Annotated in this window: 19 protein-coding genes; 7 read left to right on the top strand and 12 right to left on the bottom strand. The window is 42.6% G+C overall.

Going from position 1 to position 19,317, the window contains the following annotated elements; all coding sequences use genetic code 11:
- Positions 1-4 precede the first annotated feature (4 nt).
- The 3 genes from ACNQGS_RS18175 (at position 5) to ACNQGS_RS18165 (ending at position 2,308) form a co-directional block, all read left to right on the top strand.
- A complete protein-coding gene (locus ACNQGS_RS18175; protein WP_491488560.1) occupies positions 5-703 on the top strand; it encodes an ABC transporter permease in 699 nt (232 codons plus the stop codon).
- Positions 700-1,443, top strand: coding sequence for an ABC transporter ATP-binding protein (locus ACNQGS_RS18170; protein WP_491488559.1), 744 nt, complete (start codon positions 700-702; stop codon positions 1,441-1,443). Before ACNQGS_RS18175 ends, ACNQGS_RS18170 begins: the two co-directional genes overlap by 4 nt.
- 106 nt (positions 1,444-1,549) lie before the next feature.
- A complete protein-coding gene (locus tag ACNQGS_RS18165) occupies positions 1,550-2,308 on the top strand; it encodes a (S)-benzoin forming benzil reductase (protein WP_491488558.1) in 759 nt (252 codons plus the stop codon).
- Between the two features lie 35 nt (positions 2,309-2,343).
- Here ACNQGS_RS18165 and ACNQGS_RS18160 read toward each other — a convergent pair whose 3' ends face one another.
- The 4 genes from ACNQGS_RS18160 to ACNQGS_RS18145 form a co-directional block, all read right to left on the bottom strand.
- Positions 2,344-3,717, bottom strand: coding sequence for a HAMP domain-containing sensor histidine kinase (locus ACNQGS_RS18160; protein ID WP_491488557.1), 1,374 nt, complete (start codon positions 3,715-3,717; stop codon positions 2,344-2,346).
- A complete protein-coding gene (locus tag ACNQGS_RS18155) occupies positions 3,695-4,405 on the bottom strand; it encodes a response regulator transcription factor (protein WP_491488556.1) in 711 nt (236 codons plus the stop codon). The genes ACNQGS_RS18160 and ACNQGS_RS18155 overlap by 23 nt, the downstream gene beginning before the upstream one ends.
- A gap of 265 nt (positions 4,406-4,670) precedes the next feature.
- A complete protein-coding gene (locus ACNQGS_RS18150) occupies positions 4,671-6,653 on the bottom strand; it encodes a galactosyltransferase-related protein (protein WP_491488555.1) in 1,983 nt (660 codons plus the stop codon).
- Between the two features lie 40 nt (positions 6,654-6,693).
- On the bottom strand, positions 6,694-7,494 hold the full coding sequence (locus ACNQGS_RS18145) for a UTP--glucose-1-phosphate uridylyltransferase (RefSeq protein WP_491488554.1): 801 nt from the start codon (positions 7,492-7,494) through the stop codon (positions 6,694-6,696).
- 284 nt (positions 7,495-7,778) lie between these two features.
- Between ACNQGS_RS18145 and ACNQGS_RS18140 the strand changes: the two genes are divergently transcribed.
- Both ACNQGS_RS18140 and ACNQGS_RS18135 read left to right on the top strand, forming a co-directional pair.
- On the top strand, positions 7,779-8,228 hold the full coding sequence (locus ACNQGS_RS18140; protein ID WP_491488553.1) for an AAA family ATPase: 450 nt from the start codon (positions 7,779-7,781) through the stop codon (positions 8,226-8,228).
- Between the two features lie 11 nt (positions 8,229-8,239).
- Positions 8,240-9,169, top strand: a complete 930-nt coding sequence (locus tag ACNQGS_RS18135) for an ROK family protein (RefSeq protein WP_491488552.1) — start codon at positions 8,240-8,242, stop codon at positions 9,167-9,169.
- Positions 9,170-9,283: 114 nt separating this feature from the next.
- On the opposite strand, the gene floT is transcribed toward ACNQGS_RS18135, so the two are convergent.
- The 6 genes from floT to ACNQGS_RS18105 all read right to left on the bottom strand — a co-directional run bounded on the left by floT (position 9,284) and on the right by ACNQGS_RS18105 (position 15,532).
- Positions 9,284-10,801, bottom strand: a complete 1,518-nt coding sequence (gene floT, locus ACNQGS_RS18130) for a flotillin lipid rafts scaffold protein FloT (RefSeq protein ID WP_464491437.1) — start codon at positions 10,799-10,801, stop codon at positions 9,284-9,286.
- A 26-nt stretch (positions 10,802-10,827) separates the two neighbouring features.
- Complete coding sequence (locus ACNQGS_RS18125) at positions 10,828-11,370, bottom strand: NfeD family protein (protein WP_491488551.1); 543 nt, start codon at positions 11,368-11,370, stop codon at positions 10,828-10,830.
- Positions 11,371-11,742: 372 nt separating this feature from the next.
- Positions 11,743-12,477 (bottom strand): amino acid ABC transporter ATP-binding protein, encoded by a 735-nt coding sequence (locus ACNQGS_RS18120; protein ID WP_491488550.1) that lies wholly within the window; start codon positions 12,475-12,477, stop codon positions 11,743-11,745.
- Between the two features lie 259 nt (positions 12,478-12,736).
- On the bottom strand, positions 12,737-13,432 hold the full coding sequence (locus tag ACNQGS_RS18115) for an amino acid ABC transporter permease (RefSeq protein WP_213117796.1): 696 nt from the start codon (positions 13,430-13,432) through the stop codon (positions 12,737-12,739).
- A complete protein-coding gene (locus tag ACNQGS_RS18110) occupies positions 13,419-14,249 on the bottom strand; it encodes an amino acid ABC transporter substrate-binding protein (RefSeq protein ID WP_491488549.1) in 831 nt (276 codons plus the stop codon). Before ACNQGS_RS18110 ends, ACNQGS_RS18115 begins: the two co-directional genes overlap by 14 nt.
- 113 nt (positions 14,250-14,362) lie before the next feature.
- Entirely contained in the window at positions 14,363-15,532 is a 1,170-nt protein-coding gene (locus ACNQGS_RS18105; RefSeq protein WP_491488548.1) for a membrane-associated sensor domain-containing protein, read from the bottom strand.
- 362 nt (positions 15,533-15,894) lie between these two features.
- On the opposite strand from ACNQGS_RS18105, the gene spo0A reads away from it, so the two are divergent.
- On the top strand, positions 15,895-16,668 hold the full coding sequence (gene spo0A, locus ACNQGS_RS18100; protein WP_491488546.1) for a sporulation transcription factor Spo0A: 774 nt from the start codon (positions 15,895-15,897) through the stop codon (positions 16,666-16,668).
- A gap of 46 nt (positions 16,669-16,714) precedes the next feature.
- Here spo0A and nadE read toward each other — a convergent pair whose 3' ends face one another.
- Entirely contained in the window at positions 16,715-17,536 is an 822-nt protein-coding gene (gene nadE / locus ACNQGS_RS18095; RefSeq protein ID WP_491488545.1) for an NAD(+) synthase, read from the bottom strand.
- Positions 17,537-17,661: 125 nt separating this feature from the next.
- Here nadE and ACNQGS_RS18090 point away from each other — a divergent pair, with 125 nt between their 5' ends.
- Positions 17,662-18,174 (top strand): acyl-CoA thioesterase, encoded by a 513-nt coding sequence (locus tag ACNQGS_RS18090; protein ID WP_213144285.1) that lies wholly within the window; start codon positions 17,662-17,664, stop codon positions 18,172-18,174.
- A gap of 56 nt (positions 18,175-18,230) precedes the next feature.
- Here ACNQGS_RS18090 and ACNQGS_RS18085 read toward each other — a convergent pair whose 3' ends face one another.
- A complete protein-coding gene (locus ACNQGS_RS18085) occupies positions 18,231-19,232 on the bottom strand; it encodes a DUF3231 family protein (protein ID WP_491488544.1) in 1,002 nt (333 codons plus the stop codon).
- Between the last annotated feature and the right edge of the window lie 85 nt (positions 19,233-19,317).

Here is a 19,317-nt window from a genome sequence, read left to right as displayed (position 1 = left end):
ACTTATGGAACTGCTAATCGATGGACTGAAGAAAGCGATAGAGATGATATTTACCGGTAATCCAGAGGTTTTTGCGATTACATGGCTGACTCTAAAAGTTTGTCTGATTGCCATTTTGATTAGCACCCTGATTGGCTTGCCGCTTGGGATCCTGCTTGGGTTGTCACGATTCCGCGGCCGCCGGGTTTTATTATTATTTATCAATATGGGCATGGGCCTGCCCCCTGTTGTTGCCGGTCTGTGGATTACGATGTTTTTATGGCGATCCGGTCCGCTGGGTGAGATGAGGATGTTGTATACGCCGACCGCCATTGTAATGGCCCAGGTACTAGTCTCACTGCCAATCGTGACAAGCCTGACAAGCTCGGCTTTCCAGCAAATCAACGAAAAAATGCTGTTACAGATCAAAGCCCTTGGCGCTACTAAGCTGCAGACATTAATGATTCTCGTCAAGCAGTCAAAAATTGCGATTGTTGCTGCAATTATGGCGGGCTTTGGCCGAGTTATTGCCGAGGTAGGCGCCGCGATGATGGTCGGCGGGAATATCCAGGGAGATACCCGCATCCTAACGACCACCATCGTGATGGAGGTTTCAAAAGGTAACTTCAATATTGCATTGGCTTTGTCGTTTATCCTGTTATCCCTTGCCCTGTTGATTACAGCGGCATTAACTTTTCTGCAGCAAAGGAGGCGTTTCTCGTGACACCGTTAATTGAATTGAAAAATATCACTTATGATGCCGGGAACCGGAGCATCCTTAACATTCCTGAATTTCAAATTGAAAGCGGCGAATTTCTGGGGATTATGGGCCCGAACGGTGCGGGAAAAAGCACTTTGCTGAAGCTGATTGCTTTTTTAGAGAAGCCTTCGGGTGGTGAAGTTCTTTACCGTGGTGAGACAATTCCCTCTGGCAGCGCTCCTCTTGAGTTGCGGCGGAAATTTTCGATTGCCCTGCAGCAGTCATTACTATTAGATGGTACTGTTTTTTATAATATTGCCATTGGTTTAACGTTAAGAAAGATTCCCAAAAGTGTCATTAAGGAAAAAGTTACGCATTGGCTGGAGTTGTTTGGGATTAGCCATTTGGCGAAAAAAAATGCCCTTTATTTATCTGGCGGCGAGGCACAACGAGTCAATTTGGCGCGAGCGATGATTGTCGAGCCGGAAATCCTGTTTCTTGATGAGCCATTTTCAGCATTAGATTTTCCAACGAAAATCAAGCTCATGGAAGATTTCAAGGAGATTATTTCCTCAACCGGGACAACCGCTGTGTTTGTGAGCCACGATTTGATGGAAATTCATTATCTTACAAACCGGCTGGCAATTATCGTTGGCGGCGAAGTAAAGCAATCCGGACCTACCCCTCGGGTCCTTGAACATCCCAATTCTTCCACCCAGTCCTTCTTAAATGAGTGGAAGAAGTTCTATCCGATTGCACGTTAAGTTTTTGCAGCTTCCCTTTTGGGGAAGCTGCCTTTTTTATTTACTTGAATTAAAACTTTCTCAGACATAAAATAATGTAAGGATTATAAATAAGGGGGATTTTTCCATGAAATATGCGATTGTTACCGGAGCCTCGAAAGGATTGGGCGAAGCCATTACGAAGCGTCTTTTCCAAGAACAAATGGCCGTGATATCGGTGTCCCGAACTGAAAATGAGGATTTAAAAAAACTTGCTGCTGAAAAAGGCGTAATTTATAGACATTTTTCCTGTAATCTTGCCTTGGATAAAGAAGTTCAGGAAGTTTTTATGGAAGTTGCCCATTTTATCTTTAAAGGAGAGCCTGAAGAAATTCTTCTTTTCAACAATGCTGGTGTGATTGAGCCGATCCATACGGTTGGAAGCCTGGACCAAACGCCGACTATTCGAAACATTAAGGTGAATTTAATCGCGCCAATCTTGATCACCAATCTATTTTTAAATAAAGCCCAACATACAAACACAACCATTCAGGTCATCAACGTGACTTCGGGGGCAGCTGTCCATCCTATTGAAGGCTGGAGTGTGTATTGCAGCTCAAAAGCCGGGTTAAATATGTTTACGCAAACAGCGGCTCTCGAGCAAAGGGAACTAGGAACCAATCATAAAATTTTCGCCTTCAGCCCCGGGGTTATGGATACAAAGATGCAAGAGACGATCCGCTCTTCATCCCAAGATGCCTTTAAAGACCTCGAAAAATTCATCGGGTTCAAGGAAAAAAATGTCCTCTTAAAAGCCGATGTAGTGGCCGGAGCATTAGTAGATCTTGTCTTAAGTGGAACCGTTGAAACCGGGAAGGTTTACAATATTAACGATTTACTTACATAAAGAAAGGGCCGCACAACTGCGGCCCTTTCTTTACACTAATCTTCCCGCGGAAACCACAACGTCATTGTTGTTCCTTTTCCAAGCTTGCTTTTCACTTTGATTATCCCTTTATGAGCGTCCATTAAGGCTTTCACAACGGAAAGTCCGATACCTGCTCCACCTGTTTTTCGGTCCCGGGACTTATCGCCGCGGTAGAAACGTTCGAAAATGTGCGGGATGTCTTCCTCCACCATGCCGGAGCCTTCATCCTGTATCCTAAAGCCGACGTAGCCATCGCGGTCCGTCGCCACCGAAATGGTCACATTTTTTCCTTCCGGCGTGTACTTCAAAGCATTATTAAGAACATTAGAGAGAATTTGCATGAGGCGATCCTTGTCTGCTTCAAAAATCTCCTCCTGCTCAGGCTCTTCAATATGTAACTGAACTCCTTTTTCCTTAAAAATCGGCATAAACATTTCCCATAATGCCGCCAGTACGCTGCCGGCATCGAGCTCTATTTTTTCGAGCTTCATTTGCGGGTTTTCTGCGGCGAGTAATTTTTCCAATTCATTGACTAGCCTAACCAACCGCATCAGCTCCTCGTGACTGGCCTGTAGGCGGTGTGGTGTCGGCTCCCAAACTCCATCTTGAAAAGCCTCGATTTGACTTCTTAAGGTAGCAAGCGGGGTTCGGAGCTCATGGGCTAAGTCCCCCGTAAACTGTTTCCGCAGCATTTCCTCCTTTGCCAGCGATTGCGCCAGATTATTAAAGGAAATGGCCAGCTGCTTGATCTCGGTTGGCAGCCCCTTTAATGGGATGCGGATATTGAGGTTGTGCTGCTGCAACTCATCGGCTGCAAACGAGAGCTTTTTCAAACCAGAGGTTAATTTTTTTGAAAAAAGCATACTGAAGACAATCGCCAGCACAACGGTTAAGCATACAGCGGCATATATGTATAACTGGATGGTTTGGATAAATTTGTACTCGTCATCAATTAAGCCCTCTGGATAAATGGCGACGAGCTTTCCAATCATGATATTGTCGACCTTGAGTGTATAATTTTTTGAATGCCATTCCTCACCGCTTGGCTCCGGTTCGGTCAGGCCGAGACTGTTTAGCATGCTGCGGATATTGGAGGAGTCCATCTGGATTTGTCCGTAGCGGTCATACAGCTGAAAATAAAGCTGATCGCCCATCGCATATTCGTGCAGCATCGCAAACACCGGGTCCCTTGTAAAATGGCCATTTTGCCGAAAATCCTTTTCAATTTCGGTGATCACCCTATCAATCTTTTTTTCGCGATTCCGGTCCAAGTAACTATTAAAACTCTCTTCAAAACCGTACTGAATAAAAAAGCTGACGATCAATATACCGATCATCGAAATCAAAAGCAGGTAAAAGAGAATTTTAGACCGGAGCGTTTGCAGCATCGGGAATCCCTCCAAATTTGTAGCCCATGCCAAAAACAGTCATGATGAACTCCGGCTGTCGTGAGTCGGTCTCAATTTTTTTGCGCAGGTTTTTGATATGGGTATCAACACTGCGCTCATATCCTTCATAATAGATGCCTTCATCCTGAATTTTTTCAAGCAAATCCATACGGCTGTACACCCGGCCGGGATTGCCCGCCATGTTGGTTAACAGCTTGTATTCAATGGGGGTAAGCGTAATATATTGTCCGTTAACGGTTACTTCTTTTTTCTCTAAATTTATCGCCAGTTTCTTTCTGTTAAATTCAAGGCGGTCTACCTTTTCGGTCTTTTTGACGCGCCTTAATATAGCCTGAACGCGGACAACGACCTCGCGCGGGCTGAACGGTTTCGTTAAATAATCGTCAGCGCCCATGACAATGCCGTTAATTCGGTCGTCTTCTGCTGACTTGGCCGTCAGCATCAGAATCGGCACATCGGATTCCTTGCGGACAAGCCGGCAAACCTCTTCACCGGAAATATCGGGAAGCATTAAGTCTAATATGATTAAATCCGGCTGCAGGGTTTTCGCCTTTTTTAAAGCATCTATTCCATTATCTGCGCTATGAATTTCATAGCCTTCTCTTTCTAGGTAAGCTTCGAGAACTTCTATGATTCTACGTTCATCGTCGACTAATAATATTTTCATTATTATCACTCCCCATATCATTAATATATCATCTTGGGTCTGTGATTTTTGTAACTTCACAAAATCATCATAAGTTCTTCATAACATCTTCAATCTTTCCCGCTAAAATAAGGACATCTAAGAAGAAGGGATTCTCGACGGACCCCCAAGTTATCGAAGCAATCCCCTCTTCGGAATGGTAGTTGGTCTTTATGGCCTCTTACTCATCCCAAAATACCTCTCTTAAAATATAAAAAGGTGTCCCGATGTCGGGGCACCAATTTTTTTATTTGGAAAAAATGTCTTTCCATATACTTTTATCAAACTCCCAATAATAAAATTGATTGTTGGATTTATACACGATGACACAGCCGTTATTCTGAAGCTGGGTTCCCATGATCAGCTCATCAATATTCTCCTGCCGGGAAACAGACCGTCCATACCAAGGATAGCCGGATGCTTCATTGTCCCTGAGCCAAAATCCAAGCCTGCCATTTTTTAATTTACAGACTACTACAAATTGACCTGCATTATTTTGAAAAAATATCGGGGTTCCGACAACGTTAGTAGCAAATGTCTCACTTTTATTCCATTCCCCATCCGGGTCCTGCCAATAGTGGGTCAAGGACGAACCTGACCTTACGATAAGCTCATTGTTTCCGAATTTACTTTTGATTGGAATCGTAATCGAATAATTATTAGGGTTACTATCGTGCCATGGATACTCCTTGCTTTTATATCGTTTAGTATGAGTGTCACTGTTCATATGAAGGATTAGTTTTCGGACTGGATCGTCATGATCTCTTATCACCGGGTGGCACAGCCCGCCAGTTTCGTTATTGTTCAGGCAGGATATCATTTCGTCCAGTGTAAAGTATGGACGATAGCGGATCATCGTTGAGGCCGTATCATTTGGATATTTTTTCATTCTGAAGCCAAGCTCCTTTGCCATGTTAACAAACAGGACCTCATCTGTGCCGAAGGAAATCGTTTTGTTGAGAGCATTTTTTAGCCTTTCCAGCCGTTCCTGTTTTAGTAAAGCTTGAACGAGCGGCCTTGAAATCACCTGGCCCACATTAAATACGCCATAGAAAGGGTTAACATTAAATAATTTTTTCCAACGATTAATGTCCTTCTTCAGTTCTTTTCCAATATACCAGCCGCTTTTTGGGATTCTCAGTTTGACGGCCATATAATCCGTATCTTTCATTTCTTCTTGAACAAATTCCTCATAGCCTTTTCTAATAAACAAGGCATCCGAATCAATATTTATAAAATAATCGTACTGTATCCCCTGTTTTTCTATCCATTCCATTGTTTCCAAAAAGTAAATGGTCGTCCATCCCCGCTTTAATTTATGGCTGGAAGGGCAGAAAGGAACACCTAATCCCTCACATAGTTTCGGGTCCTCTCCCCCGTTGTATAAGACAATGGTACTGCTTGGGCAATAATAGCGGACATTATCAATTAGCTGCTTAACTAACTCTCTGTCTTCATGAACAAGGATGGCAAAACAGATTTTACTGTTGGGGGAAGCTGTTGATGCATTTTCATTTTCTATTTTAATAGGATTATTCCTTTCCCGTCGTTCATTAATAATCTCGGCCATTTTCTTCTTGTTGCCACTTGCACGTTGATAGCGTCCGAGAAGATTGGCATTCGCCTTTCCATTTGGGTTTGTTTGATAGCTTGAACTTGGGTGCCATAAATGATAGATTCTTCCTTTAACATTTACAATGTCCCCGCATAGGGTGCGGACAGAATGTGAAAAAGCATCATCCTCCCCTCCCCAGCCAATAAACCGTTCATCAAAACCACCGACTGCTTCAAAGTTTGCCCTTGGTATGACAAAGAGTTTACCGGCAAAACCTTGATAAAGCCAATTTGCTTTTGTACAATCTCCGGAGTTTACATCCATCGGCCATTTTGGTTTTGTTTGAAGCAATTTTTTAGTGCCTTGCTTTTCAACATTATATATCTCAGTAAAAGGAACAACCCATGCTGCTTTTTTTAGTACTTTGATGGCTTCCTCAATAAGTGAGGGGTCATAAACGACATCCGCATCTGCTATGACAAAGATATCTTTTGTAGCCTTTTTAGCTGCTAAGTTGATGGCTTTCGCTTTATTAATGTCTCCACTGATGATTCCCAAACATAGTTCAGCTTCGGGCATGACCTTGGCATAGTACTTTTTGATCCATTCAAAAGCCCTCGCCCTTGGCCCATTGTCTGTTTGGAATGGTATAATGATTGATACATTTTCTAACAACGACAACGCTCTCCTTTTTTCTCCCGTTTTTCTCCCTTTTTTATCTTTTGCTCATGATTTTCATTAGTTCAACGTATTCATCCAAAACCCCAATATCGTAACGATCTCCGGAAATGATTTTTCCATAGATGGATTCTGTGCCAAGCAAGTTTTTAATAGCATCAGTCAGCTGAATTTCCCCATCGACCCCTGCTTTTATTCCCTCCAGACATTTAAATATCTCTGGGGTGAAAATATATCTCCCGATAACAGCCATATCAGAAGGTGGGTCTGTTTTAGGTTTCTCCACAATATTCTCGATTTCGATTGGATTTGTTTTACTGGAACATTGAATGACACCATAATTTTTTAATTGCTCTTGTTGAACTTGTTTTAATCCGATAACACTGCTATTTGTCTCCTTATAGACATCAATTAATTGTTTAAGAGCAGGGGCTTCGCTCGAAATGACAAAATCATCCGGAAGCAGTACACCAAACGGTTCGTTTCCGACAAACTCTTTGCCTAGCCGAATCGCGTCCCCAAGACCTTTTGCATAGGACTGCCTTGTATAAAAAATTTCTACTTTTGGTAGTTCCAAATGTTTAAGCAAATATTCTTTGTTTTTGCTTCTTAACAATGTCTCTAACTCCAATGAATGATCAAAATAGTCCATAATCGCGTTTTTTGAATTTGAAGTGATGATTAGTACTTGTTCAATCCCCGATTGAACTGCTTCCTCGACAATATAATGAATGGCCGGTTTTAAACCCACAGGCAGCATTTCTTTCGGTATTACTTTTGTAATTGGAAGATTTCGCGTGCCGTACCCTGCAGCAGGAATGATTGCTTTCCTGACCATAACTTTTTCTCACCTTCTTCTGATTGTTAATAAACAACCGAACATTTTTCTTCTAAGTGGACATTAGAAGTTTCTTTTATACTTATGTGAACCGATATGGGATGGAAACGGCTTGTATCACACCCAAGCTTAATATTTCGATTAATTCAACATAGTTTTTTGTACCTTTCAAATGTATGCTCATTCGCATTCAATAAAATAGAGAACCTGCTGCTTAAGTGAAGATGTGTCTGTTCCTGTCATTTCGAATACAGGCAGGAATTTTTTTTTGGAGGGGATGAACAGTGAAACTGGGAATTATGTGCGGGATGCCGCTTAGCGGAAAATCAACCTACGGTAAAACTCTTCAGAAGCAAGGTTGGGTACGGGTATCTCTCGATGATCTTAGGCTTGCTTTACATGGCCAAGTTTATAAAGCAGAGGAAGAACCTCTCGTGTGGGAAAACGCTGAACTCATGGTCCGGACATTGCTGAAAAGCGGACATGATGTGCTCGTTGATACCACCAACAGAACGAGAGACAGACGAAAAAGATGGAGACGGGTAGCAAAGGAATTTGGCCTTACTTTGGAAGTTTTCTATGTGGATACTGATTATGAAACTTGTAAAAAACGAAACAGAATTTTAAAGCGGTTATCAGATAATGTTTTAAAACAAATATACAAGGAATTCGAGAAGCCTACTTCGGATGAGGGGACTATTAGTCAAATTTCTGGGCTTGATAATCGCAAATAGGAGGATAAAAGGTGAAAGAGTATACTAGTTTTGAGATGGATGGGACTGAAGCTAAAAAATATATCAGTTTTGATGTTGGCGGGACAAAAGTAAAGCATGGGCTATTGTTAGGAAATGGAACCATTCTTTCAAAGGACAGCTACAATACCAATTGCACGAACCTGGACCTATTTTTAAAAGAAATGGCAGAAACAATTCATATGTATACCCAAACTCATCAAGTGAGCGGTGTTGCGATTAGCTTACCTGGCTTTATCAATCCGCATACAGGTTACTCAGAAAGCGGGGGCGCGGTCACAGCGCTGGATCATCAAAACCTAAAAAAGCTATTAGAAAAAAGAATTTATCTGCCAGTTGAAGTTGAAAATGATGGAAATTGTGCGGCCTTAGCTGAAAAAGTAAGCGGCAACGCCAAAGATTGCAGCGACTTTATTTGTATGACCATTGGTACCGGAATTGGCGGCGGTATCTTTGTAAACGGGAGCCTTTTACATGGCCACAGCTTTAGGGGCGGAGAAATTGGCTTTATGATTACTAGAGCAGGAAATTATAACTTTGACATATTGCATACCAATGCTTCTACGAATGCCTTAATTAAAGCCTATAAACACCTAAAGGGCATTAGTGAGCACGAACATATTGAAGGAGAAAGAGTGTTTCTGGAATCCAAGAAAAATAGTTCGGTACGAAAACTAGTTGATGAGTGGGTTCAACACATAAGTTATGGAATTTTCAATCTGGCCGCAACCTTAAACCCGCAAAAGATTTTAATTGGCGGCGGAGTAATCGCCCAACAAGGATTGATTAGTAAAATCAATCATAAACTTGACCAGCTCCCTTGGTGGAAAAGGATTAAGATACCGGTTGAGCGTTGCAAGTATCAAAATGATGCTGGAATGATTGGCGCGATGTACAATTTTATTGAAAAACAGGGGAGGTAAGTCCTGAGTTAGCCGTGGTGTTCGGGTTGAATCCCGCTGCGACTCCTAGACTTCGCTCATCCTGTGCAAATTGAAAAAGGGGCGACCGCAGTTAAGCCGGTCAGCCCCTTTCTATTAATCTTTCTTTTTAATTTCGTCTGTTAATTCCTCAATGCTTCTTTTTACGTTCGATTTGCCGGAGTAGTTTTCAATCAGCTCTTTCAGATCCAAACCGCTTGATGCCTTTAATGACTCCTGCAGGCTGGCCATCAGGTTAGTAGCATAGCCGGTGATTTTATTGGCACCGCCATTTGGGCCGGAACCGCCGCCTGTATCCACGACCGTAATTTTTTCAATATTGGATAGCGGGCTTGCCACCTGCTTCGCGTATTCTGGAAGCATTTTAATGATCATATCGAGAATCGCAGCCTGGCCGAATTGTTCGAATGCTTCCGCAATCTTTTGCTTCGCTTCCGCTTCGGCAAGACCTTTCATGCGGATGATTTCGGCTTCAGAAAGACCCTGTGCCTTTTGCGATTCTGCTTTAGCAAGACCGTCCAAACGCACGCGCTCCGCCTCCGCTTTCGCCATCGCTTCAATCCGGTATTTATTCGCTTCCGCATCAGCAATTTGCCGGGCTTTTTCTGCCGCAGCAGACTGTTCAATTGAATAGCGGTCGGCGTCGGCTTTCTTTTTCACTTCAGAATCATATTGACGTTCACGACGAAGGATTTCTTTTTCCTCGAGTTCAATTTGCTTCTGCCTTTCAATGATTTTAACTTGCATTTCCTGCTCGGTTACGTCCTGCTTGGCCTTGGCGCTTTCAAGGTCGTAAGCCATGTCGGCACGGGCCTTGGCGATGTCCTGCTCACGGCGGAATTCCGCTGTTTTCAACTGATTGACTTTTTCAGCCTCGGCGATTTCTGTTGCCCGCTCCAGCTCTGAACGCTTCGCTTCCTTATCGGCCTCCGCCTTTTTAATGCGGGTTTCTTTTTCTGCTTCAGCTGTAGCGATGTCAGCATCTCGCTTCACTTGGGCAATCCGCGGCTTACCAAGGGCCTCAAGGTAACCGTTTTTATCGCGAACATCTTTAATCGTAAATGAGACAATGACAAGACCCATTTTAGCCAAGTCCTGTGATGCCACACGCTGCACTTCCTGCGAGAATTTGTCCCGGTTTTTATAAATTTCTTCGACTGTCATCGAACCAAGAATGGAACGCAGATGGCCCTCGAGAACCTCTTTTGCCTCATTTTCTCTTTCTTCCTTCGGCTTGCCGAGGAACTGTTCAGCAGCTGTGGCAATCTCGGTGATGGAACCGCCAATTTTGATGATGGATACCCCATCAGCCATGACCGGTACGCCCTGCTCTGTATAAACCTCCGGAGTCGTTACTTCTAGTTTGCTAGATAACAAGCTTAACGGTTCTGCCTGTTGAAAAACTGGTAAAATAAACGTACCGCCACCGCGAATGATCTTTATTTTGTTGCCCGATTCGTCGACGTGGACATTTCTGTTTCCGAGGAAACTGCCGGTTACAATCAGTGCCTCATCCGGCCCAGCCGTCCGATACTTGGTAATAAATACTCCGATTAATGCAATTAAGATAAGTGCGACAATCCCAATAATTACCCATACAAAACCAAATTCCATGTTTTAACCTCCTCGTTCTCTCTCTTTTATAAAAAGCTTTCAAGTTCCTGGTGAATGGTTACTTCAAGGACACCATTTTTCACCTGAACAATGAGCACTTTTACACCGTTTGGTATGGATTCCCCTTCAAAGCTTGTGGCAGGCTTGGCAATCCGTCCGCTGGCATTTTCAATGATAACCTCGCCAAAGCCATCAGCAGGAATCGGCGTAATAACGGTGCCAATCCGGCCTCTTAAATCAGATTCTTTATAGACAAGCGATTCCTCAGCGGAGGACAACGGTACAAGAACAAATACATTTAATAAAGTAACGACTATAAATGCGATAACAGCTGATATTCCTAGGATCAGTAGGTAATGAAGGGCCGACAGCCTTTCAAACAGGTAACCGCTCGCAGACAGGACCGTGACAAAAGCAAAGACAAGGACAGGGTTGAGAAAGTGCAGACCGCCGTCGCCTGTGTCAAAATGAAACACATCAGCAAATAACACGTATAAAACAGTTAATACTCCAGAAATGATGAGACCGTACAAATAAATCGTGGCTATTGGCAAGCCGAAAAGTTCCATGTGCATCATCCTTTTCCTTCATAATGGGGAAAGTTTGTTTTCATTTGAGCATAGGGCATCCGTCCCTTTCCTCTGTCATATGTATAGTCAATAATACGGATAAAAAAGGGAAAAGTTTCACTTTTTGGGGATTATTTATGAAATTTTTCATAAAAATCTTAAGCGACAGTTGAAATGGTTTATGCGACAGTAAAACTGGGTTATCCGACAGTGAATCTGTTTAACGACAGTAAGACCGGGCTATCCGACAGTTAACCAGGTTTATACGACAGTAAGAGCGAGTTATCCGACAGTAAACTAGGTTTATACGACAATTAGAACAGACCAATCCAACCGCACAACAAAAAGTGCCCCAGCCCTCGGCTGAAGCACTTATTGAATCATATTCAAAAACCTCCGGGTACGTTCCTCTTTCGGGTTGGTAAAGATTTCTTCAGGTTTGTTTCGCTCGACAACGACGCCGCCATCCATGAAGATGACTTCGTCTGCTGCCTCACGGGCAAAACGCATTTCATGGGTAACTACAATCATCGTCATCCCTTCTTGGGCAAGGTCCTTCATGACCTTTAACACCTCGCCTACTAACTCAGGGTCGAGCGCTGATGTCGGCTCATCAAACAACATTACCTCCGGCTCCATTGCCAAGGCCCGGGCAATTCCGACCCGCTGCTGCTGGCCGCCCGATAGCTGCGAAGGATAGTAATCCATTTTATCGCCGAGGCCAACTTTTTGAAGAAGGGCCGCTGCCTTCTCGCGTGCTTTTGATTTCTCCATCCCCTTCACCACCACCGGCCCCTCCATAACATTTTCAAGAGCCGTTTTATGCGGGAAGAGATTATAGTTTTGAAACACCATTCCAGTCAAGCGGCGAAACGAGGCGATGCCTTTTTTCGAAACGTTTTTTGAAAAATCAAGACTGTTGCCTTCAATAGAAATAATACCTTCTGTGGGAATCTCAAGTACGTTCAGGCAGCGAAGCATCGTTGTTTTCCCCGATCCGGACGGACCAATCACAACCACAACCTTACCTTTCCCCACCTCGAGGTCGATTCCCTTTAGTACTTCTAATTGATCGAATTGCTTGTGTAATCCTTTAATTGAAATCATTGGAAAACTCCCTTTTTCAATCGGGTTTTTTCTAAAAAAAGGTCATTAATAATCGATTCGCTGATAGAATAGCTCAATTCGCCGATAGGACGGTGAAATTCGCTGATAGAACGGCCGAATTCGCTGATAGACCCGTAAAATTCGCTGATAGAATCTTATCGAATGCAAAAAATCGTAAATGATACCCTTTTTAAGTATAAAAATTTCCTTTTGTCATTGATTCTGCGAAAATTTCACCATATTTTAGCGAAAAGTTTCATCACACATACCGATCCAGCCGCTTTTCCATGTATTGTTGGAGCACAGACAAGAAAAAGCAAATAACCCAATAAATGAGGGCTGCTTCGGTATAGACCAACAGAAATTCATAGTTCCGGGATGCGATTTCCTGAGCGCGGCGGAACATTTCCGTTACAAGCACGAGAGAAGCGAGTGAAGTATCCTTAACAAGACTAATGAATGAATTCGATAATGGCGGTACGGATACTCTCGCAGCCTGCGGCAAAATGATTCTTTTTAAAGCTTGTGCGTATGTCATGCCAATGGAATAGCCGGCTTCCCACTGTCCTTTTGGGATCGAAAGAATCGCTGCGCGGATAATTTCCGATGCATATGCCCCGACGCTCAACGAAAAACCGATGACGGCAGATATAAACGGATCAAGTGTAATTCCGACGTTCGGCAGCCCGTAGAAGATGATAAATAATTGCACTAACAGAGGCGTACCGCGGATGGCGGATACATAAACTCCGGCAATCCCCCGCAATACTTTCCCCTGCGAAATTCGGGCAAGGGCTGTCAATACAGCTAAAATGATCCCGACAATAAACGAAATAATGGTTAAGGGAATCGTGTTCATAATTGCACCCTCCAGCATTGGCTGGAGGGAGGTTTTGGCGATATCCATTAACCGGGCCGTTCGTTCCGGGTCAGCGAAAATACTATTTAAGTACATCTACACCAAACCATTTCTCGGAGATTTTTTTGTAGGTGCCGTCATCGACCATGTCTTTTAAGGCCTTGTTTACGGAATCAACAAGCGTGTCGCTTTTCTTACGGAACATAAATCCGCTTGATGACGCATCTTCACCAGTAGCCACAATTTTAATCGGTGCATCTGGCTTCTGCTTTGTATAATCCAAATAAGCAATTTTATCATTAATCGTAACATCGACGCGATTTTGTGCAAGCAGCTCTACTGCCTGCTGGAAGCCATCCACACCCACAAGATTTGCGCCGTACTTTTTCGCCATATCGCCATAGTTGCTTGTCAATGATTGCGCGGAATTTAATCCTTTTATATCTTCAAATGATTTAACCTTTGTATTGCTCTTGTTGGTAACTAAAACAGCAGCAGATGTAATGTACGGATCTGAGAAATTGTATTTTTCCTGACGGTCAGGACGAATTCCGACCTCATTGGCAATCATGTCAAATCGCTTTGCATCAAGGCCGGCAAACATGGCATCCCACTGGGTTTCCTTAAACTCTGCTTTTACGCCAATCCGCTTGGCCACCTCTTCGGCAAGCTCCACATCAAATCCAGTTAAATTCCCGCTTGTATCATGGAAGGTGAATGGCGGGTATGTCCCTTCTGTTCCGATTAAAATTTTTCCGTCATCCTTAACCTTTGCTAATAAGTCGTTGTCCTTTTTCTCTGCCGTTTTATTGTCCGTCTTTTTATTTTTATCGGCCTTGTCATCCTTGCCGCAGGCTGCCAAAACAAGCATGAAGCTCAACAGCAACGCGAAAATGATGGATAGTTTTTTCATGATGGTTACCTCCTAAGTTTGAGTTTTGCTAATCCCATGAAAGTGATGGGTTTATTTTGCCCTTTTATAAAAATTAAAAACCTATCAGAATGGTTCTGATAGGTTAAAATTTCTTATATAATGGCGTTCAGTTTGGAGGGAGGCTCCTGATACATTCCGGTTACATCCACGATTGTACCGAGAATGACATCTTGATCGTTCTCCACAAATGGTGTAATGGAAAATAACAATACCTTCTCATTTAGGTCTATTTCAAAAGTACGCTCCTCTTGCCTGTTTATGCACAAGCGACAGTAATCACTAAGAATACCTTGAGAATCCGGAAAAACATTAGCTAGCGGCTGCCCCAGCAGGTTTTTCTGATCATGGCCCAAATGTTCAGTCATATTTCCTTCCCCATAAGTCAGAATAAATTCACTCTCGCTTTTTATAGCTTTAAAAACAAAGCCAGGCAGCTGCTTGATAATCGTTTTTTCCTTTTGATTCTCGTGCTCCTGTTCGCTGCTGATAAAATAAAAACCTCTTAATATATAGTAAAATCCAATCGTTTTGAATAAATGACCAGTAAAATTGTCTAAATCAAAGACACTTTGATAGACGGTAAAAATTAAGCTTGTTAGCAATAGATAGACAAGTGCCAGGGCGATTGCCAGTTTCGCTTCGCTTTTCTCCATATAATATTGATACAAGGTAATAATGAGTGAAACAAACTGTACGAAGCTGACAAAATACTCAAAGCCATTTTTCAACGGCGTTGTTCCTTTTCCTTCAATCACCAGCAACGGAAGGCTTTTTTCGAAAAAAATAAAAATGGAACTAATGAGCACAACCAAGGTTGTGGCAAAGATAAACATTGGCCATCGATAGTCTTTTTTTAGTGTTCTGTCGGGGAGAAGAAGAATCAGAAAAATAAACAGCGCCTGAAAAACCCTTGCTGCTACCCAAAACCAAGTAGCTTTTGCAACAGAGCTTTCGGTAAAGAAAAAAGGCATACCCTTAAAGGACAAGGTATGGATTGTATCTAGTGCCCCCACGATAAAGAAAGAAAAGGCAAGCAGCAGCATCCTTCTCGACCGAGTTTTCCCATAGGTTTTTAAAGCATACAGGAAGATGGCCGCAGATATGGAGATGCTGAAAACCTCTAAGATGAAATGGAAGCCAACGTAGTTTTCCGGATTATACAGGGTTATGATTTTCTGCTGAAATAAATGAACGGCTAACAGCAGGATGATCGCAATGGTTGAATAAACTAGAAATTTACCCTCCGTTAAATGGGATCTCATTTAGGTACACCTCCCCGTTATGATTTTATTATAAAACGGGAAATGCCCCTTACAGCATCTGTAATTGTTGCATTTTTATGACTATTTAGCAATCGCTTTCAATATAGGACTTATGTATTAAAAGTTCCTTCCTTCTATACTATCTTTGGATTAGACATTAATACCGAAATTGAATAGTACAGTCTAGTTCAATAGCCATTTTATTTTTACAATAAAGCTAAAAGTTCGACAGGAACAAACAAATACCATAGGGGTTTTATATAAATACTAAGTTTTTTGTTGGAAAATATTACTTGTCTCCTAACGAAATTTATCGAAAAATACTAAGTAGCGGGATTTACTTAGGAAGGAATTGGTTAATTATGATAAAAATTGGAATTATAGATGATAATTTTCAATTAACGGAAATACTTAATGAATACCTGTCAAAACTAGTCGATATGAAGGTGGTCGGAATCGCCCATAATGGCATGGAGGGCTTGGAGTTGATCAAACGGGAACAGCCAGATGTGGTCATTCTGGATTTAATCATGCCTCATACCGACGGATTTTCTTTACTCGAAAAACTTTATGCCGATCATATTTCGACCAAAGTCTTAATGTTAACGGCCTTTGGAAAAGAGGATATCATTAAGAAAGCAAATGAGTTAGGGGTATCTTATTTTCTGTTAAAGCCATTTGAGCTATCTCAGTTATCCGATACAATTAGAACGATTTGTTCAAACGAAAGTTATTCAATAAAAATCTCGAGAGAATCTAAACCGGCGAACGAGAATAAGAGCGGCGAGAGCTTAGAAATAAGAATCACCGATGTGCTCCGCTCGATGGGAATTCCAGCAAACCTAAAAGGGTATATTTTCTTACGGGAAGCCATCCAAATGGTGTTCCGCAATGTGGAATTATTAGGCGGGATCACAAAATTGATTTATCCGGCCATCGCCAAATTGTACAATACTACCCCAAGCCGGGTTGAAAGAGCCATCCGGCATTCGATTGAGGTGGGCTGGAACCGCGGCAGTATCGAGCATTTAAATCTGGTCTTCGGCAACACTGTAAGCCCTTTAAAAGGAAAGCCGACGAACAGTGAATTTATTGCACTGATTGCTGATCATTTGCGGCTGCAAAAAGTGGGTTGATTTAAATGAGACTGCCATTTAAGCGGGCAGTCTCATTTTGGTGTTCTTACTTCCACCATTCATCAAACATACTGGCGGGAAGTCTCCGTTTATGTTCAGTCAAGATATAGCGCTGCTCGATTTTTTCCGCAATCTCCTCAGAAACCTGTTTGCCTTCGAGGTAATCGTCGAGTTCATCGTAGGTAATGCCTAACTCCGTTTCATCGGCCTGACCAGGCTTTTGGTCGAGCAGGTCGGCAGTCGGGACTTTTAAATATAGACGTTCGTCTGCACCCAATTCCTTCAGAAGTGCCTTGCCCTGCCTTTTGGATAAGCCGGTCAGCGGCAGAACATCAGCCCCGCCGTCCCCGTATTTTGTGTAAAAACCAGTGACCGCCTCAGCTGCATGGTCTGTCCCGATTACAAGCAGCCCTTCCATCCCGCCGACGGCGTATTGAGCAATCATTCTCATTCGAGCCTTAACATTTCCTTTTTGATAGTCGCTCAACGGCTGTGTTGGTGTAGCTGTGTCGTATTCCTTCTGGACCTCGTCCACCGCTCCTTTAATATTAAACACCATTTCCCGATCGGCACGAATAAATTCTAGCGCCCGCTTCGCGTCTTCCTCATCCTGCTGGACTCCATATGGCAGGCGGACAGCGATGAATAAGGCATCCGTCCCTTCATTTCGCAGCTCTTCGACCGCCAGCTGCGTCAGGCGTCCTGCCAGCGTGGAATCCTGACCGCCGCTGATTCCAAGCACGTAGCCTTTTGCCTTCGTTTTGGTTAAATACATTTTTAAGAAATCGATCCTCTTCCGGACTTCTTCTTTCGGCTGTATGTTGGGAGAGACGTTTAAATCCTTCATAATTTGTGCCTGCATGCTCATTTATTTGAAACCTCCTGGAAAGTGCTATTATATTGTAATGTACCACAATCGCTGAATTTTCACTAAAAATTGAACGAAATTAGGGCAAAATAGAAATAGTTAAGCAAATGGAGGTTTTTTATATAATGGAAGCTAAAACATGCAATGAGTCTCGAGTAGTCAGGACCAGTCGGGTATTCCCGAACGATGTCAACAACCATAATACATTGTTTGGCGGGAAGCTGATGAGCGATGTTGATATGCTTGCATCGATTTCAGCAACTAGACATTCACGAAGCGAATGTGTGACTGCTTCGACCGATTCCGTCGACTTCCTTCAACCGATTACACCGTTGGATTCGGTCTGCTTCGAATCGTTTGTCACTTGGACTGGTACGTCTTCAATGGAGGTTTTTGTGAAAATTATTGCCGAAAACCTGATTTCCGGTGATCGAAAAATTGCCGCCACTGCTTTTTTAACATTTGTGGCATTAGATGACGATGGCAAGCCAACCAAAGTCCCTGGTATCATCCCTGAGACTGAGGAAGAAAAGAAGTTATACGATACAGGGAAAGAAAGGGCCGAAAAACGGAAAGAACATCGGAGACACAGTAAAGAACTGGCCGGATACTTTACAACGCAAAAACCGTGGGAATAACCTGGAGTCTTTAATAGGTAAGAAAATAGACTAGGTTCACTGCACACTGCTCGAACCTAGTCTATTTTTTGAAGGTCTATTCTGCTAGGAGCATGAGGCGGTTTTTGGAACCAGCCGCGATCCATTAAAAGGTCCACTCCCTTAGCAGAGTATAAAAGAATTTCAGCAATATATTTCTGATAGTAGGCCACTAAATCCGTTCTCATCGATAACGATACCGCATGACCGAGCAGGGCGATATCAATGCCGTTTAAGGAATGAAAAAGGGTAACAACCAGCCGATCAGAAAATGGAGAGACGGTTGAATCCGTCACTTCAATATTGGTTGTAATAATGCCATACAGCTCTTCTTTCATCAATATATCATTAAACGTTCTAATTTGTTGTTCAGAGATTTTTTTTCCTTCCTTAATAAAGTGATGAATTTCTTTATCCTTAACCACTTGAAGAAGGCCCATACAGAGCAATACCGAAAAATAATTTCGCTCAATATTAAAGAAAATCTCCATTATTTCAGCTACATTTAATGGCCTTTTTTTTCCAAAACCACTTATATAGGAAAGTTTGTCTTCATATTCCACTTTATCCGGATACGGAACATATGGCGGACGGTCAAAAATCCCCTTTGACAGCATTAACTCAGTTGCTTGCCTATAAAGTTCGGTTGATTTGTAGTTCATCGTGATAAAAAAATCCAAAACATCCTTCCTGGCAACATTAGCCGTCAAAAAACTCCCATTAATCATCATTAGACGGGTCAAGGAATAAACGAAGCTGAGCCCAAACATATCATAAAATAAAGGCGGGGCCGCCAAATTCACATCTTTTTCTGAAAAACCATCAGGTATTGGAATGCCTTCTTTTACAAAAATGTCCGTAATTTGTTGAAGGTGTGTTTCCGAATTCTGAAATGCCCTCTCAAGGATCGGCTTAATTTCCACATCCTGATTGTGATGCAGGAAATAGGTGAGCAAACAGACCGTCATGTTTTCCTGTATATACGTAGCCCATAATGCGGCAATTTCCGAACTTGACAACCTAATGCTGCGCTCAGACATACGTAAGCCTCCCTAAAAAAAGTACTCTAAGAATATAATCCCTGTAATTCATCCATTTTATACAAAGTGAAGCATGGGGACGGTT

The sequence above is a fragment of the Neobacillus sp. PVCKKU3 genome (assembly GCF_058323225.1).
Note: the sequence above shows the minus strand (reverse complement) of the source record. Positions and strands in the feature narration are given on the sequence as shown.

Bases quoted from the DNA above. Each gene is read 5' to 3' on its own strand.
- ACNQGS_RS18175 (WP_491488560.1), top strand. From the start codon at position 5: ATGGAACTGCTAATCGATGGACTGAAGAAAGCGATAGAGATGATATTT.
- ACNQGS_RS18165 (WP_491488558.1), top strand. From the start codon at position 1,550: ATGAAATATGCGATTGTTACCGGAGCCTCGAAAGGATTGGGCGAAGCC.
- ACNQGS_RS18160 (WP_491488557.1), bottom strand. From the start codon at position 3,717: ATGCTGCAAACGCTCCGGTCTAAAATTCTCTTTTACCTGCTTTTGATT.
- ACNQGS_RS18155 (WP_491488556.1), bottom strand. From the start codon at position 4,405: ATGAAAATATTATTAGTCGACGATGAACGTAGAATCATAGAAGTTCTC.
- ACNQGS_RS18145 (WP_491488554.1), bottom strand. From the start codon at position 7,494: ATGGTCAGGAAAGCAATCATTCCTGCTGCAGGGTACGGCACGCGAAAT.
- floT (WP_464491437.1), bottom strand. From the start codon at position 10,801: ATGGAATTTGGTTTTGTATGGGTAATTATTGGGATTGTCGCACTTATC.
- ACNQGS_RS18125 (WP_491488551.1), bottom strand. From the start codon at position 11,370: ATGGAACTTTTCGGCTTGCCAATAGCCACGATTTATTTGTACGGTCTC.
- ACNQGS_RS18120 (WP_491488550.1), bottom strand. From the start codon at position 12,477: ATGATTTCAATTAAAGGATTACACAAGCAATTCGATCAATTAGAAGTA.
- ACNQGS_RS18115 (WP_213117796.1), bottom strand. From the start codon at position 13,432: ATGTACTTAAATAGTATTTTCGCTGACCCGGAACGAACGGCCCGGTTA.
- ACNQGS_RS18110 (WP_491488549.1), bottom strand. From the start codon at position 14,249: ATGAAAAAACTATCCATCATTTTCGCGTTGCTGTTGAGCTTCATGCTT.
- ACNQGS_RS18105 (WP_491488548.1), bottom strand. From the start codon at position 15,532: ATGAGATCCCATTTAACGGAGGGTAAATTTCTAGTTTATTCAACCATT.
- spo0A (WP_491488546.1), top strand. From the start codon at position 15,895: ATGATAAAAATTGGAATTATAGATGATAATTTTCAATTAACGGAAATA.
- nadE (WP_491488545.1), bottom strand. From the start codon at position 17,536: ATGAGCATGCAGGCACAAATTATGAAGGATTTAAACGTCTCTCCCAAC.
- ACNQGS_RS18090 (WP_213144285.1), top strand. From the start codon at position 17,662: ATGGAAGCTAAAACATGCAATGAGTCTCGAGTAGTCAGGACCAGTCGG.
- ACNQGS_RS18085 (WP_491488544.1), bottom strand. From the start codon at position 19,232: ATGTCTGAGCGCAGCATTAGGTTGTCAAGTTCGGAAATTGCCGCATTA.